At 52.2% G+C, this 15,139-nt stretch carries 15 protein-coding genes; 8 read left to right on the forward strand and 7 right to left on the reverse strand.

Annotated elements, in window-relative coordinates; all coding sequences use genetic code 11:
* The first annotated feature begins 118 nt into the window (after positions 1-118).
* Complete coding sequence (locus ACM615_RS17610) at positions 119-973, forward strand: aldo/keto reductase (protein ID WP_431012243.1); 855 nt, start codon at positions 119-121, stop codon at positions 971-973.
* Positions 974-1,058: 85 nt separating this feature from the next.
* Here the strand turns inward: ACM615_RS17610 and ACM615_RS17615 are convergent, their stop codons facing one another.
* Both ACM615_RS17615 and gapA read right to left on the reverse strand, forming a co-directional pair.
* On the reverse strand, positions 1,059-1,928 hold the full coding sequence (locus tag ACM615_RS17615) for a D-hexose-6-phosphate mutarotase (RefSeq protein ID WP_431012244.1): 870 nt from the start codon (positions 1,926-1,928) through the stop codon (positions 1,059-1,061).
* A 167-nt stretch (positions 1,929-2,095) separates the two neighbouring features.
* Entirely contained in the window at positions 2,096-3,094 is a 999-nt protein-coding gene (gene gapA / locus ACM615_RS17620; protein ID WP_165353128.1) for a glyceraldehyde-3-phosphate dehydrogenase, read from the reverse strand.
* 350 nt (positions 3,095-3,444) lie between these two features.
* Here gapA and msrB point away from each other — a divergent pair, with 350 nt between their 5' ends.
* The 3 genes from msrB to ACM615_RS17635 all read left to right on the forward strand — a co-directional run bounded on the left by msrB (position 3,445) and on the right by ACM615_RS17635 (position 4,931).
* Positions 3,445-3,858 (forward strand): peptide-methionine (R)-S-oxide reductase MsrB, encoded by a 414-nt coding sequence (gene msrB / locus ACM615_RS17625; protein WP_431012245.1) that lies wholly within the window; start codon positions 3,445-3,447, stop codon positions 3,856-3,858.
* A 97-nt stretch (positions 3,859-3,955) separates the two neighbouring features.
* On the forward strand, positions 3,956-4,228 hold the full coding sequence (locus ACM615_RS17630; protein ID WP_112288468.1) for a YeaC family protein: 273 nt from the start codon (positions 3,956-3,958) through the stop codon (positions 4,226-4,228).
* A gap of 100 nt (positions 4,229-4,328) precedes the next feature.
* Complete coding sequence (locus ACM615_RS17635; protein WP_129639404.1) at positions 4,329-4,931, forward strand: LysE family translocator; 603 nt, start codon at positions 4,329-4,331, stop codon at positions 4,929-4,931.
* Between the two features lie 69 nt (positions 4,932-5,000).
* On the opposite strand, the gene pncA is transcribed toward ACM615_RS17635, so the two are convergent.
* From pncA to sppA, 3 genes are all read right to left on the reverse strand, one after another.
* Positions 5,001-5,630 carry a bifunctional nicotinamidase/pyrazinamidase gene (gene pncA, locus ACM615_RS17640; RefSeq protein ID WP_129638164.1) on the reverse strand — a complete coding sequence of 210 codons (630 nt, stop codon included), beginning with the start codon at positions 5,628-5,630 and terminating at the stop codon, positions 5,001-5,003.
* Between the two features lie 12 nt (positions 5,631-5,642).
* Positions 5,643-6,656 carry an asparaginase gene (ansA, locus tag ACM615_RS17645; RefSeq protein WP_112288471.1) on the reverse strand — a complete coding sequence of 338 codons (1,014 nt, stop codon included), beginning with the start codon at positions 6,654-6,656 and terminating at the stop codon, positions 5,643-5,645.
* 168 nt (positions 6,657-6,824) lie between these two features.
* Positions 6,825-8,678: a signal peptide peptidase SppA gene (gene sppA / locus ACM615_RS17650; protein ID WP_431012246.1), complete on the reverse strand. Its 1,854-nt coding sequence runs from the start codon at positions 8,676-8,678 to the stop codon at positions 6,825-6,827.
* Between the two features lie 179 nt (positions 8,679-8,857).
* Between sppA and ACM615_RS17655 the strand changes: the two genes are divergently transcribed.
* The 3 genes from ACM615_RS17655 to ACM615_RS17665 all read left to right on the forward strand — a co-directional run bounded on the left by ACM615_RS17655 (position 8,858) and on the right by ACM615_RS17665 (position 11,893).
* Positions 8,858-9,409 carry an NAD(P)H nitroreductase gene (locus ACM615_RS17655; protein WP_132963994.1) on the forward strand — a complete coding sequence of 184 codons (552 nt, stop codon included), beginning with the start codon at positions 8,858-8,860 and terminating at the stop codon, positions 9,407-9,409.
* Between the two features lie 224 nt (positions 9,410-9,633).
* On the forward strand, positions 9,634-11,583 hold the full coding sequence (locus ACM615_RS17660; protein ID WP_279918508.1) for a DNA topoisomerase III: 1,950 nt from the start codon (positions 9,634-9,636) through the stop codon (positions 11,581-11,583).
* Positions 11,576-11,893, forward strand: coding sequence for a DUF1496 domain-containing protein (locus ACM615_RS17665; protein ID WP_112288475.1), 318 nt, complete (start codon positions 11,576-11,578; stop codon positions 11,891-11,893). The genes ACM615_RS17660 and ACM615_RS17665 overlap by 8 nt, the downstream gene beginning before the upstream one ends.
* Positions 11,894-12,026: 133 nt before the next feature.
* Here ACM615_RS17665 and ACM615_RS17670 read toward each other — a convergent pair whose 3' ends face one another.
* Both ACM615_RS17670 and xthA read right to left on the reverse strand, forming a co-directional pair.
* Positions 12,027-12,416: a pyrimidine (deoxy)nucleoside triphosphate diphosphatase gene (locus ACM615_RS17670; RefSeq protein WP_369964303.1), complete on the reverse strand. Its 390-nt coding sequence runs from the start codon at positions 12,414-12,416 to the stop codon at positions 12,027-12,029.
* A gap of 11 nt (positions 12,417-12,427) precedes the next feature.
* Positions 12,428-13,237: an exodeoxyribonuclease III gene (xthA, locus tag ACM615_RS17675; RefSeq protein WP_112288477.1), complete on the reverse strand. Its 810-nt coding sequence runs from the start codon at positions 13,235-13,237 to the stop codon at positions 12,428-12,430.
* A gap of 266 nt (positions 13,238-13,503) precedes the next feature.
* Here xthA and tyrR point away from each other — a divergent pair, with 266 nt between their 5' ends.
* A complete protein-coding gene (tyrR, locus tag ACM615_RS17680; RefSeq protein ID WP_129638169.1) occupies positions 13,504-15,078 on the forward strand; it encodes a transcriptional regulator TyrR in 1,575 nt (524 codons plus the stop codon).
* Positions 15,079-15,139 lie beyond the last annotated feature (61 nt).

Raw genomic sequence — 15,139 nt, forward strand, 5'->3', positions numbered from 1 at the left:
GCAGCGCACCGTTACGGTGCTGATATTGCACATCAATGGGGCGTTTCGCCCCATTTGCACATTTATGGCTCATCAACTTTATCGACAAAGAGACTCACGACCCGACCGGAGGAAACAGATGAAAGCGAAAACCGTGCAATTCCCAGACGGGAAAACTGTACCCGCAATCGGACAAGGCACCTGGTATATGGGGGAGCGAAACAGTGATATTCGCGCTGAAGTGAATGCGTTAAGACAAGGGCTGGATGCCGGTATGACGCTGATCGACACAGCAGAAATGTATGCAGACGGTGGCGCGGAACGAGTGGTCGGCGAAGCGATAGCAGGGCGGCGGGATGATGTGTTTCTGGTATCCAAAGTCTATCCGCACAACGCCGGTGGCGCGAAAGCCATAACAGCTTGTGAGCAAAGCCTCAAAAGATTACAAACCGATTATATAGACCTTTACCTGTTGCACTGGCGTGGTTCGATCCCGCTACATGACACGGTTGCCGCGATGGAGAAATTACAACAATCAGGCAAAATCCGTCGCTGGGGCGTCTCCAATCTTGATACTGACGACATGCAGGCGCTGTGGAAAATTCCCGGTGGCGAACAATGTATGACGAATCAGGTGCTGTATCACGCGGCTGCGCGTGGCATTGAATTCGATTTGCTGCCGTGGTGCGAAGAACACGGCGTGCCGGTGATGGCTTATTGTCCTTTGGCTCAGGCAGGAAAGTTACGCCACGACGTGCTGACGTCACCGGTGATGCAGAATATCGCGAAAGAGCGGGGCGTCAGCAGTTCACAGATTGCGCTGGCCTGGGTGATCCGCTCGGGGAACGTGATTGCGATCCCAAAAGCCGTGCAACCGCAGCATGTAAAAGATAATGCCGCAGCGATGACGCTCGATTTGTCTCAGGAGGAAATAGCGCAAATTGACGCCGCTTTTCCGGCACCAAAACATAAAACGCCGCTGGATATGGTCTGAAATCTTCCATTCCTTTCATCATGCATCAGACAGCAAAAAGGGGCCTTTTGGCCCCTTTGTCATCCAGGCTGAAATCTCAAAGCGATTATCTGCGTATGGAGAACGTCACCGCCAGGCGCGCCGGTGCGGCATGCGTAGAAATGTGTTTGTCTGAAACCTGCGCGGTTTCGACGCAGACCATGGTTTTGTAGCCGTCGTCTGGCATATCCGCCATGCTGACAGACAATTCAGAACCTGGGTTCCAGGCAACAACGTCTGAATTGTTTTCGTGTGCGATAACCAGCGTGCGTTTCAGCACCGGATCGACGATTTCACTGTTAGCCTGCGGCTGGGTATAGATACGGTCAGTCTGGCCAGTGAAAGTGAGGTCGCCTTCGGTTTGTTTGGCTTTTGCGCCATCGACTTTATCGATAAAGTGGTTGCCAAGACCTTTGACGCTCACACTGGCAATATCACCGATATTGAAATAAGTGTGAAGGGCGCTGTTTGCGTCGAAATCACCGGTAGATTCCAGTTCGATATGGCAGGTTGCGCCGAGCGTGAAGCGTGCGGTCAGCGTAAATTCGTGCGGCCACAGAGCCAGTGTTTCAGGAGAGCTTTTCAGCGTTAAGGTCAGAACAACGCCTTCGTCAGTTTCCTGGTGATCCGTGAGTTCCCATGCCATGTTACGGGCGAAACCGTGTGAGGGTTTACCTGCCGGACCAAACCACGGCCAGCAAATTGGAATACCGCCACGAATAGCAACGCCTTCTTTAAACGCACTGGCGCTGCTCATCCAAAGAACAGGTTCTTCACCTTCAGGCTGCCATGACAGCAGATGCGCGCCTTGCAGGGCAATCGCAGCACGAACTTTCGGATGGGTAACAACGAGCACCGGCAGTTCGTCGATAAGACGCTGGCTGACGGAGGTAGTGATCTGGTTTACGACTGGAAGAGAAAAGAGTTGTTCTGTCATTATCTAAAGTCCTGTCAGGGTTAAAACTTCTAAGATTTTGAACCAAGACTACACATGAACCCAATCCCTCTGTTTGATCGCACTCATGTGCTGATAAAAAAGTGCATCCGACAGAAAGCAAAAGGGCGACTTGCGTCGCCCTTCAATCAGTTCATTCACATTGCCAATTATTTGGAAACGTGAGCGATCAGATCCAATACTTTGTTGGAGTAGCCAGTTTCGTTGTCGTACCAGGAAACCAGTTTCACAAAGTTGTCGTTCAGAGCGATACCTGCTTTCGCATCGAATACGGAAGTCAGTTTTTCGCCGTTGAAGTCGGTAGATACTACGTCGTCTTCGGTGTAACCCAGAACGCCTTTCAGGTCGCCTGATTCAGAAGCTGCTTTGATTACTGCGCAGATTTCTTTGTAAGACGCTGGTTTTTCCAGACGTGCAGTCAGGTCAACAACAGAAACGTTAGGGGTAGGAACGCGGAACGCCATACCAGTCAGTTTACCGTTCAGAGCTGGGATTACTTTACCTACTGCTTTAGCAGCACCGGTAGAAGAAGGGATGATGTTCTGGGATGCGCCGCGGCCGCCGCGCCAGTCTTTGTGAGACGGGCCATCAACAGTTTTCTGAGTTGCGGTAGTTGCGTGCACAGTGGTCATCAGCGCTTCAACGATACCGAAGTTGTCGTTGATAACTTTAGCCAGTGGTGCCAGGCAGTTAGTGGTGCAAGATGCGTTAGAAACGATTTCCTGACCTGCATATTCTTTATGGTTAACGCCCATAACGAACATTGGGGTGTTGTCTTTAGAAGGACCAGTCAGAACAACTTTCTTAGCGCCTGCAGTGATGTGCTTACGAGCAGTCGCATCATCCAGGAACAGACCAGTAGCTTCAGCTACAACGTCAACGTTAACTTCGTTCCATTTCAGGTTAGCTGGGTCACGCTCAGCGGTAACACGGATGGTTTTGCCGTTAACAACCAAGTGACCGTCTTTAACTTCAACAGTACCGTTGAAACGACCATGAGTTGAGTCGTACTTCAGCATGTATGCCATGTAGTCCGCGTCTAACAGATCGTTGATTGCTACGATCTCGATGTCAGAACGTTCTTGAGCAGCACGGAAAACAATGCGACCGATACGGCCAAAACCGTTGATACCTACTTTGATAGTCATATATTCCACCAGCTATTTTTTTAGTGAATAAAAGGTTGGTTGTAAAATTACAAAAACCTTGCTGAGCGTCAAGCGGAATCGTGTCAATTATTGCTGTAAGTCAAAGCGACGACCTACTATTGCTCGCTTATTGCACGTTCCGTTTTCTTAATCGGCTTACAACCACATGGGGGCGAAAAACTGAATATAAAGTACCGGAACATCAGGAGTGTGATCGCCATCACAAGTTGCGAGTCAGGTAACGCTGATGCCATACAGTTTAGGCCAAAAGGGGCAGACCTGTTGTTAATTTTTTGTTATTATAAACTGTTATTTTAGTTGATTTTTATATTCGTCAGAGAACGATAAACATGAGCATCATAACCAAATCTTCCCCTGCACCCGAGCAACTCACTGAAATTCAACGTTATGTCACGCAAGATCACGGAACAGAACCTCCTTTCTCCGGAAAGTTACTGCACAACCGCCGTGAAGGCATTTATCATTGCGTAGTCTGTGGAACTGCGTTGTTCTATTCCGATACTAAATATGATTCCGGCTGCGGCTGGCCAAGTTTTTATCAGCCAGTACAACCCGATGCCATTAAATATCTCACTGATAAAGCACATAATATGCAACGCATTGAGATACACTGCTCAGGGTGTGAAGCGCATCTGGGCCACGTTTTCCCGGATGGTCCTAAGCCGACAGGCGAACGTTACTGTGTGAATTCGGCCTCAATGCGATTTACTGATGGTCAGAGTGGTGACATAACCGCCGGGTAGAGTGCCTTAAAAGTACGATGTAATTTACCCGACAAAATCGATTCAGCTATTATTCCAAACCGTTTGAATAATAGCGTGGAGCTGAGGGCTCAGTCAGATGGAAATTAATCAACTCATTGATGTAATGACACCGGAAATCTATGCACGCCTGGTGCAGGCCGTTGAACTCGGCAAGTGGCCAGATGGCGTGGCGCTGACGCCGGAACAGAAAGACCACAGCCTGCAGGCCGTGATGTTGTATCAGTCACGTCACAACGTGGACGCTCAGCACATGAGCATCGGCACTGACGGGCAGATCGTCACCAAAAGTAAGCAGGAACTGAAACAGCAGTTTGCGCAGGAAACGCTGATAAAGCTGAAACCTGAGTAACGACTGCTTCAGCAGAATAAAAAAGGGCGCTACAAAGCGCCTTTTGAAATTGATGTTACCTTCAGATAATAAAGGAATAAACGCTCAATTTTATCCCAATATGGACATCAATTTAGCTGGTTTTATACCCGCACTACTTCCCGTTGCACTGTCTCCCGGTGCAAGTTTTACGCTTGCCATGAACAGTGCGCTGTCAGGCGGACGGAAAGGGCTTTTTAAGACGCTCACCGGAACCGCTCTCGGCATTTATACCCATGCAATTTTTATCGGGCTTGGCATAACCTCTTTGCTGGTGGCATCCCCGACGCTATTCACAATTCTGAAAATCGCAGGCACAGCCTATCTGCTCTGGCTGGGGATCCAGCTTATCCGCAGTGGCCTCAATGCTCGTGAAATGGTGTTCGATAGCAGTGGGTCAGCGGTGACATTAAAAGATGCCTGGCTCGCTAATGTACTCAACCCAAAAGCCATCATGTTTTATCTCACTGTGGTGTCGCAATTTGCCGGCAGCCAGGGTGAAATCAGTCATTATATGATTCTGGCGACCGTGCATATTGCGGTGATGTTCGTCTGGCTTATCGCTGTCAGCAGAGCTCTTATTTTCTCTGCGAATAAGATAAACACCGTTACCCTGAAAAAGGTCGTGAATATAGCAGGTGGGGGATTACTGGTTGTTTTTGCGCTGAGTAGTTTTCTGCATTGAAGTGGTGGGCGGGTTAAAGATTTCGCTGTTATTTATCGTCCTGCTATTCCTTTAGCAGGACGATAAAATTCACGCCGTCACTGCCCCGGACGTACTGACCTTTACCCCTGCAGCCCGCATCGCTTCAACCGCTTGTGCGCTGTCTTCCGGCTGTAAGTTCACGCCACGACAACCATCGGTCAGCAACGTCACCTGATAACCCAGTTCCAGTGCGTCGAGCACAGTGAATTTTACGCAGTAATCGGTGGCAAGTCCCATCACGTACAGATGCGTTACCTGCGCCGCTTTCAGCCAGTCGTTCAGCACTGTTGCTGCGCGGTGCCCGTTATCGTAAAAGGCGCTGTAACTGTCGATGTCCGGATTTGTGCCTTTCTGTACGACGAAGTCTACCAGCGGCAGGTTCAGGGCAGGATGAAACTCAGCCCCGGGTTCCTGCTGAACACAGTGAACCGGCCACCAGACTTGCGGCAACCCGTTCAGTTCGCCCGATGTCCAGGCCTCTGCGTGCGAGTTAGTGGCAAAGCTGCGATGACCGGCAGGATGCCAGTCTTGTGATGCCAGCACCGGGATGCCCTGGTTTTTACACCACGCCATCATCTGATTAGCAACCGCAACCGTATCATCGCCGTCAGTGACCGCCAGCGCGCCGCCGCGACAAAAATCATTTTGCAGATCGACCAGCAACAAAGCAGATTTCATATCGTCCCTTATTTATTCGGTCAGTTCGCCACGCAGGTTCTGCTGCATCAGTTCGCGGATTTCTTCCGGAGTATGTGTCTGGCTGAGCAGATAATGCAATTTGGTCAGCGCCGCTTCGACGGTCATATCAAACCCGCTGATCACGCCCGAGTGCGCCAGCGCGTTACCGGTCGCATAGCCGCCCATATTGACGCGCCCTGAGATGCATTGGGTCAGATTAACCACCACGATGCCGCGTTCGGACGCGTCTTTCAGCACTTTCAGCAAATCGCCTTTTTGAGGCGCGTTACCGACACCGTAAGAGCGCAGGATCAGGGCTTTCACCGGTTGCATCAGGAAGTTCTGCACGACTTCCGCGGAAATTCCCGGATAAATCGTTACCACGCCGATAGGCTGCGGGGTGATGTGATGTACTTTCAGCTTTGCGGCAGGAACAACAGGCAGCGACGGCGTAGAAAGGCGGCGGATGTGGATCCCGGCTTCCAGCAGCGGCGAAAGGTTCGGCGAGGCAAAGGCATCAAAACCATCTGCGTGTGCTTTGGTGCTGCGGTTCCCGCGATACAGACGATTGTTGAAGAACAGGGTGACTTCGTTGACCGGATGGTTCGCCGCGATGTACAGCGAGTTAAGCAGGTTGATCTGTCCGTCAGAACGCAACGCTTCTAGCGGTATTTGTGACCCTGTCACAATTACCGGCTTGCTGAGATTTTCCAGCATGAACGACAGCGCAGAAGCGGTGAACGCCATGGTATCCGTGCCATGCAGGATGACGAAACCGTCGTACTCGTCGTAATGTGCCTGAATATCGTCGGCGATATGCTGCCAGTCTTCCGGCGTCATGTCGGAAGAATCCATCAGTGGCGCATATTCCTTAATGGTGAATTCAGGCATTTCAGGACGATGGAATTCAGGCATTAGTGCCAGCTGACGCTGTAAATGTCCCGAAACCGGAATGTAACCCTGTTCAGAACGCTGCATACCGATTGTGCCGCCCGTGTAGGCAACGTAAATAGATTTTTTAGTCATCGACGATGTTCTTTTTTTAGAAAGGTGAAAGCAACTGCGCTAAGTATAAAGGCTTCGCGACGGGTGTCCCACCATAAAAAAGCCCGGAGCTCTCAGTGAGCACTCCGGGCAGTGAATTAGGGCGAATCTTTATCCGACTTTATTCCGCTTAATCCCAAAAACGGAACGTTACTTCACATCACCACAGGTCAGGCAAAGTGCGTAACGGTTTTGCGGGTCATTCATGTTGCTGAACAGGTCAGCCTGGGATTTCAACTCCATCGCCATTTTGCTCACCGGCGCAGGCAGATAAGCCTGGATCGCCGCTGGCAGCATGGCATGAACGGATGCACTCACTTGTGAGAACACCAGGTCGCTCAGGCTTGGCTCGCTGACATACCAGTTCAGCTGCCATTTCGGCAGCTTCGCCAGATCAGCGGCTTTTTTCACGGCGTCATCGAAATCACCCAGCTCATCCACCAGGGCATTGGCCTTGGCATCAGAACCAATCCACACGTGGCCTTGCGCAATCTGGTCGATTTCTTCAGGCGTTTTGTGGCGTGAGTCGGCAACCAGACCGAGGAAGGTTTTATAACCATTCTCGATGTTCAGCTGCATCATCTGCGAGAACTCAGGAGGCAGCGCTTTGGTGGAGGCAATATCCGCCAGCGGCGATGTTGCCACGCCGTCAGTGTGAACGCCTGCGTAATCCAGTGTGTTCTGATACGTGTTGATCACGCCAAAGATACCGATGGAGCCGGTGAGGGTGCTCGGGCTGGCGATGATGTAGTTCGCTGGCGTTGAAATCCAGTAACCGCCGGATGCCGCCATACCGCCCATGGAAACCACCACTGGTTTGCCTGCGGCTTTCGCAGCAGCCAGTTCAGAGCGGATCACTTCAGAGGCACTGACGCTGCCGCCCGGGCTGTTAACGCGTAAGACAATCGCTTTCACTTTCGGATCCAGACGGGCATCACGAATCTGCTGCGCGGTTGTGTCGCCACCGACTGCACCCGGTTGTTCTTCACCGTCATTGATCGCTCCGGTCGCGAAGATCACCGCGATTTGCGGATCGTTATTGTCCGGTTTTGGTTTCGGCGAATAATCGTAGATGCTGGTGTAGTTAAAGTCTTTGGTGTCTTTATTCCAGCCAAAGGCTTTCACCATCTCGTTATCCGCTTCGGTACGTGAAGCCAGCGCATCCACCAGTTTTGCTTTCAGCGCGTATTGCGCCATATCGCCGCCCGTAGCCTGCATACCCGCTAATACACCCGCCGCGCCAGGGAACAATTGTTCAGGCGTAATCTGACGGTTTGCCGACACGGTGTTGAGGTAATTGGTCCACAATCCACCAATCCAGCGACTGTCTGCTTCGCGTGCTGCAGGAGACATATCGTCACGGATCAGCGGTTCAACGGCGGATTTATAGGTTCCGACGCGGAAAATGTTGGTCGTGACTTTCAGCTTCTCAAGCAGGGATTTGTAATACAGATTGTTGGTCGCAAAACCGTGCAAGTCCACCGCGCCTTGTGGTGACATGTAGATTTTGTTGGCGTAGCTCGCCAGATAATATTGCGACTGGTTATAGCTGTCGCCGATGGCATAAACCGGTTTACCCGCGTCACGGAACTCACGCAGCGCCTTGCCAATATATTGCATAGAGGCCTGGTCAGTGCCGGTGAAATCGGTCAGCTGCAAAACAATGCCGGTGACGTTTTTGTCATCTTTCGCGGCGCGAAGGGTATCGACCAGATCAAACAGGGAATTCTCCTGCAAACGGCTGCTCGACGTGCCCAGTAATTCGCGGCCCCACTGACGGACTTTATTATTCACCGAAGGCTTATCCACCACGGAACCACTCAGGTCAACCAGCAGCGCGCCTTTGGTGGTGTCGACGGGTTTGTCCTGCACGGCGTACCAGATGCCCACGCCAGCCAGAATGATCAGAATAAGGAAAACGTTGAGAATGAATTCTCTGACGAAATTAAGAAGACGCCAGGTCCACTTAAAAAAACCGGCGATAATTCGCCACAATGTGCGCATGGTCTCTCCAACAAGACAGTTAAGTATCGCTATCCTAATGACACGCCGGAAAAAAGTCAGCTTTAAATCATGTCAGGATTTGGCAACGACGCATTATCTGAAAGCGCCTGATGCGTTGGAAAAAGGCGTAGCGGCTATGTTAACGTAAGGTAAATAGCAATTATTCTCAGGAGATTAAAATGGACGCTTTGGACTTGTTACTTAACCGCCGTTCCGCTTCCCGTCTGGCTGCTCCTGCGCCGGCTGGCGATGCGCTGCAAAACATCATCAACGCCGGTATGCGCGCGCCAGACCACGGTGCCTTGCAACCATGGCGTTTTGTGATTGCAGAGAACGACGGGCTGACCCGTTTTAGTGAAGTATTGCGTGCTGCCGCCATTAAAGACGGGGCGGATGAAAAAGCCATCGAGAAAGCCACGCAGGCGCCATTACGTGCGCCGCAAATCATTACCGTTATCGCGGCCTGTAAAGAAAGCCCGAAAGTGCCGCAGTGGGAACAGTTGCTTTCCGCCGGTTGCGCGGTTCACGCCATGCAGATGGCGGCGCTGGCGCAGGGTTTCAACGGCATCTGGCGTACCGGCGCATGGACTGAACATGCGGATGTGCGCAAGGCTTTCAAGTGTGGTGAAAACGATAAAATTGTCGGTTTCCTGTATCTCGGCACACCGCAACTGAAAGCGAATTTGCAGGTGATCCCGGCTGACAGCACCCCTTTTGTGAGCCATTTTTAAAAATTCATCCGTTCGTAAATTAACCGGTTTATATCGGCCTTTTCCGATAAAACCGGTTTTTGCTGCCTATTTGAGCGACCATCGCTGCGGATCCTTCTATCCGTCTTACTAATTGCGCCGCCAGCGGCTAACATAGCCACCTCTGCATGATGAGGACGTAGTGAAATGAAGGATGGGATAATGGAAATCTTTACAGCGATCACCCTGCAGGCAGGTACGGCCTGATGCGTTTGTTCATTGCGGAAAAACCCAGCCTTGCCCGCGCCATTGCGGATGTCCTGCCAAAACCTCATCGCCGCGGCGACGGGTATATTGCCTGCGGTAACGATCAGGTTGTTACCTGGTGCGTCGGCCACTTACTCGAACAGGCTCAGCCCGACGCTTACGACAGCCGTTTTGCGCGCTGGTCGCTGGCAGATTTACCTATTATTCCTGAAAAGTGGCAGCTTCAGCCGCGTTCTTCCGTCGCCAAACAACTTAATGTCATTAAACGCCTGTTGCTCGAGGCGACGCAGGTCGTCCACGCCGGTGACCCGGATCGCGAAGGGCAGTTGCTGGTGGATGAAGTGCTGGATTATCTGGAACTGACGCCGGAAAAACGTCACGCGACCCAGCGCTGTCTGATAAACGATCTCAACCCGCAGGCCGTCGAACGTGCCATTGACCGCCTGCGTGACAACCGCGATTTTATTCCGCTATGTGTTTCTGCGCTGGCCCGTGCCCGCGCGGACTGGCTTTACGGCATCAACATGACCCGCGCTTATACCATTCTTGGCCGCAACGCTGGCTATAACGGCGTGCTGTCCGTCGGGCGTGTGCAAACGCCGGTTCTCGGGCTGGTGGTGCGCCGCGACGAAGACATCGAAAACTTCGTGCCGAAAGATTTCTTTGAAGTGAAAGCGCATATCGTCACGCCTGCCAACGAGCGTTTTATAGCGCTGTGGCAGCCGAGCGATTCCTGTGAGCCGTATCAGGATGAAGAAGGGCGTTTGTTGCATCGTCCGCTGGCCGACCACGTGGTGGCGCGTATTGCCGGACAACCGGCGATGGTCACCGGCTATAATGATAAACGTGAGAATGATATTGCTCCGCTGCCGTTTTCGCTTTCTACATTGCAGATTGAAGGTTCGAAAGCCTTTGGTCTGAGTGCTCAGCAAATTCTTGATATCTGTCAGAAATTGTATGAAACGCACAAATTGATTACGTATCCTCGTTCGGATAGCCGATATCTACCAGAGGAGCATTTTGCCGGTCGTCATTCTGTCATCAACGCCATCGGCGTTCACCGGCCGGATCTGATGCCGCAACCCGTGGTGGATACCGATATACGCAACCGGTGCTGGGACGACAAAAAGGTTGATGCTCACCATGCGATTATCCCGACTGCGCGCAGCAGTAACGTGAATCTGACCGAAGACGAACGCAAAATTTACGGTCTGGTGGCACGTCAGTATCTGATGCAGTTTTGCCCGGATGCGGTGTATCGCAAATGCGTTATCGATCTGGATATCGCGGGCGGAAAGTTTATCGCCAAGGCGCGTTTCCTGGCGGAAGCGGGCTGGCGTACTTTGCTGGGCAGTAAAGAACGCGACGAAGAAAACGAAGGCACGCCGCTGCCAGTGGTCGCCAAAGGTGACGAATTGTTATGCGAGCGCGGGGAAGTGGTTGAAAGACAAACTCAGCCACCACGACCGTTTACCGATGCCACACTGCTTTCTGCCATGACCGGGATCGCGCGTTTTGTGCAGGATAAAGAACTGAAAAAAATCCTGCGTGCGACGGACGGTTTGGGCACAGAAGCCACGCGTGCCGGGATTATCGAGCTGCTGTTCCGTCGTGAATTTTTATACAAGAAAGGGCGCTATATTCATTCCAGCGATACCGGGCGCGCACTGATCCACTCGCTGCCGGATATTGCAGGGCGGCCAGATATGACCGCTGACTGGGAATCAACACTGACGCGTATCAGTGAAAAGAGCTGCCGTTATCAGGATTTCATGCAACCGCTGGTCGCGACGTTGCAGAATCTCATCATGCAGGCCAAAACAAACCGGGTGTCTTCGGCATTCCGCAGTCTGCCTTCCAAACCGGCGGCCGCTGCGGCGAAAGGCAAAAGCGCCCCCAAACGCCGTAAAGCGAGCACTAAAGGGAAGGAAGCAAACAGTGATGAATAATGTATTGGTGAGAAATGTGCTGATGGTGTTACTGGCCGGTTCCGCGCTGCTGTCTGCACCGGCGATGGCAAACCGCAGTAATATCGGTAACGGCGCAGATGTCGTGGTGCCGCTGCCGCCGCAAATCTGGGAAAACAGCGGCAGCAACAACAATAACAGTGCCCCGACCTGCCATAACTGCTGCATCTACAATAACCAGAGTTACAGCGAAGGCGCGGTAGTGACGGCGGACAGCGTAGTGTTGCAATGTTCACGCGACCCGAATGTGGTTGGTACCAATGCACTCAAATGGGAAGTGTTGAGGAAATAAGACTTTCTTAAAGCTCTTGATTTTCTCAAGACCTCTGATTTTCTCAAGGCTTCTGATTTCTCGATACTTCTGATAAAGAAAAGGCGCGGACTGTTTCCAGTTTCGCGCCTTTTTGTTTGAAGGGTTGATACAGTTACACGGCGAATTTCGCCAGATACGCCTCGATCAACGGAATATCCGCAGGTGCCAGATCAAACGACAGCACGTCGTCGGGCGCAACCCAGCAGATTTCAGAGTGACACTGTAACGTAATCGTCCCCGTAAATCCGCTGACCCGCCAGCCGTGCAATCGAATCAGCCTGGCGGGTTGCTGTAATTCGCTGGTGGCGATGAATTCTTCCACCGTGGCCTTGATACCCAATTCTTCCTGCAACTCGCGCACTAGAGCAGAGGGCTGACTTTCTCCGGCTTCCACTTTCCCGCCGGGGAATTCCCATAAACCAGCCTGATCGCTGGACGCATCCCGACGGGCGAGCAGCAATTTGCCCTCGTACTCAATCAGGGCGGCGACCACGTCAATCATCGTCATGGTCATTATTTCAGGTCAAACGTCGCCCAGATTGGCGCATGGTCAGACGGCTTTTCCATGCCGCGAATGTCGTAATCGATGCCAGTCGCAGTGCAACGTGCCGCCAGCGGCGTACTTGCCATAATAAGGTCAATACGCAGACCACGGTTCTCATCGAAGCCGCGTGAACGGTAATCAAACCATGAGAATTTATCGGCAGTTTCAGGGTTCGCGGCGCGGAAAGTGTCAATCAGACCCCAGCCTTTCAGGCGATCCATCCATTCACGTTCTTCCGGCAGGAAAGAACATTTGCCGGTGCGCAGCCAGCGTTTACGGCTGTCTTCACCGATACCGATATCCAGATCGGTCGGGCTGATATTCACGTCACCCATCACCACTACCGGATTATTCACGGACAAACTGGTGGTCAGGTAATCCTGCAAATCGCGATAAAACTTCTCTTTGGCCGGGAACTTGGTCGGATGGTCGCGGCTTTCGCCCTGCGGGAAGTAACCGTTGATCACGGTCAGAATGCCCTGTGGCGTTTCGATGTCGGTCATGATGATACGGCGCTGAGACTCTTCGTCATCACCCGGGAAACCACGGCGTACAGCCACCGGTTCCTGCTTCGTCAGCATGGCAACGCCGTAATGGCCTTTCTGGCCGTGATAAAACACGTGATAACCGTACTGACTGACATCTTCCAGCGGGAACATGTCGTCATGGACTTTGGTTTCCTGCAAACCGATCACGTCAGGCTGGTGTTGTTCGATAATTGCCGCAAGCTGATGCGGGCGGGCGCGCAATCCATTGATATTGAAGGAGACGAACTTCATAGTCGGGAACCATTTGGCGATGAAATCAGAAGCGCGATAGTAGCAGAAAAAGGGCGTAATGGCGAAATCGCGATGAATGACAATCAGGTTTCAACAGCCAGAATAAACGTCTGTAAAAGCACAACGTCTGCCTGAAATTTATGGCAAATGGATTTCATTCGGAGAATTATTTTGTCAACTTTTCGTGACAGTCTCTTCTTCCCGTGTACATGAAAGAGTATTATGCCTGTAGCGATTTCCGCACCGGCAGAAAAAGGTCAACACTGATGCGTCTGGAAGTTTTTTGCGAAGACCGCCTGGGTCTCACCCGTGAACTCCTCGATTTACTGGTTTTACGCAGTATTGATTTACGTGGTATCGAGATTGCCTCGATTGGCCGCATTTACCTGAATTTTTCCCAACTGGATTTTGACACTTTTCGCGCCCTGATGGCTGAAATCCGCCGTATCGAAGGCGTGACGGATGTCCGCACCGTCACGTTCATGCCTTCTGAACGCGAGCATCGGGCATTACGCGCTTTACTGGTTTCCATGCCGGAACCGGTTTTTTCCATTGATATGAAAGGCAAAATCGAGCAGGCCAACCCGGCTGCGATGGCCTTATTTGAACTCGATGAAGATAAAATCCGCAACGTGACGGCGGCTAGCCTGATCACCGGTTACAACGTCACGCGCTGGCTGGAAAGCGAAAATGCACAGCCGCACTCAGAGCGTATTGTGATCCGCAGCCAGGATTTCCTCATGGATCTGACGCCTATCCACGTAGACGATGAAGACGGTAAAGGTGGCATTGCCGGTGCCGTGGTGATGCTCAAATCGGCTGCCCGCATGGGCCGTCAGTTGCAGGACTTAACGGTTAACGACGACAGCGAATTCGACCACATCGTCGCCGTCAGCACCAAAATGCGTCACGTACTGGATCAGGCGCGCAAACTCGCGATGCTGGACGCGCCGCTGCTGATTGTCGGCGATACCGGCACCGGCAAAGATTTACTGGCTCATGCCTGCCATGTGCGCAGCGCACGCGGCAAAAAGCCATTCCTTGGCCTTAACTGTGCGTCGCTGCCAGATGACGTGGTGGAAAGCGAACTGTTTGGCTATGCCGCCGGTGCCTATCCGAATGCGCTGGAAGGTAAAAAAGGCTTCTTCGAGCAGGCCAATGGCGGTTCGGTGCTGCTGGATGAAATTGGTGAAATGTCACCGAGAATGCAGATTAAACTGCTGCGTTTCCTCAATGACGGCACGTTTCGTCGTGTGGGCGAAGAGCATGAAGTGAAAGTAGATGTTCGCGTGATGTGCGCCACCCAGAAAAACCTGGTGGAACTGGTGCAGCGTGGCGAATTCAGGGAGGATTTGTATTACCGCCTGAACGTGCTGAGCCTGACGCTGCCGCCGTTACGCGAGCGTCCAGCCGATGTGATGCCGCTGACCGAACTGTTTGTGGCGCGTTTCTCCGATGAACAGGGAATGCCGCGGCCAAAACTGTCGTCACAGCTGGCGAATTACCTGACGCATTACGGCTGGCCGGGCAACGTCCGTCAGCTCAAAAATGCGATTTACCGCGCACTGACACAGCTGGAAGGCGGCGAACTGCGACCGCAGGATATCGTTCTGCCGGACTTTGACGCAGAAGTGACGATTGGTGAAGAAGCCCTGAACGGTTCACTTGACGATATCAGCAAACGTTTCGAACGTTCCGTGCTGACCCGCCTTTACCGCACTTATCCGAGTACGCGTAAACTGGCGAAGCGTCTGGGCGTATCGCATACGGCCATCGCTAATAAACTGCGGGAATACGGGCTCAGCAGCCGTCGCGGTGAAACGGGCGAAAGCGAAGAGTAATTTTCTTCTCAGAAACTGCGCCCAATAAAAAAGCAACGGATAGCGCCGTTGCTTTTTTTTC

It is taken from the genome of Rahnella sp. PAMC25617, assembly GCF_050606005.1.
GTDB lineage: Bacteria > Pseudomonadota > Gammaproteobacteria > Enterobacterales > Enterobacteriaceae > Rahnella > Rahnella variigena.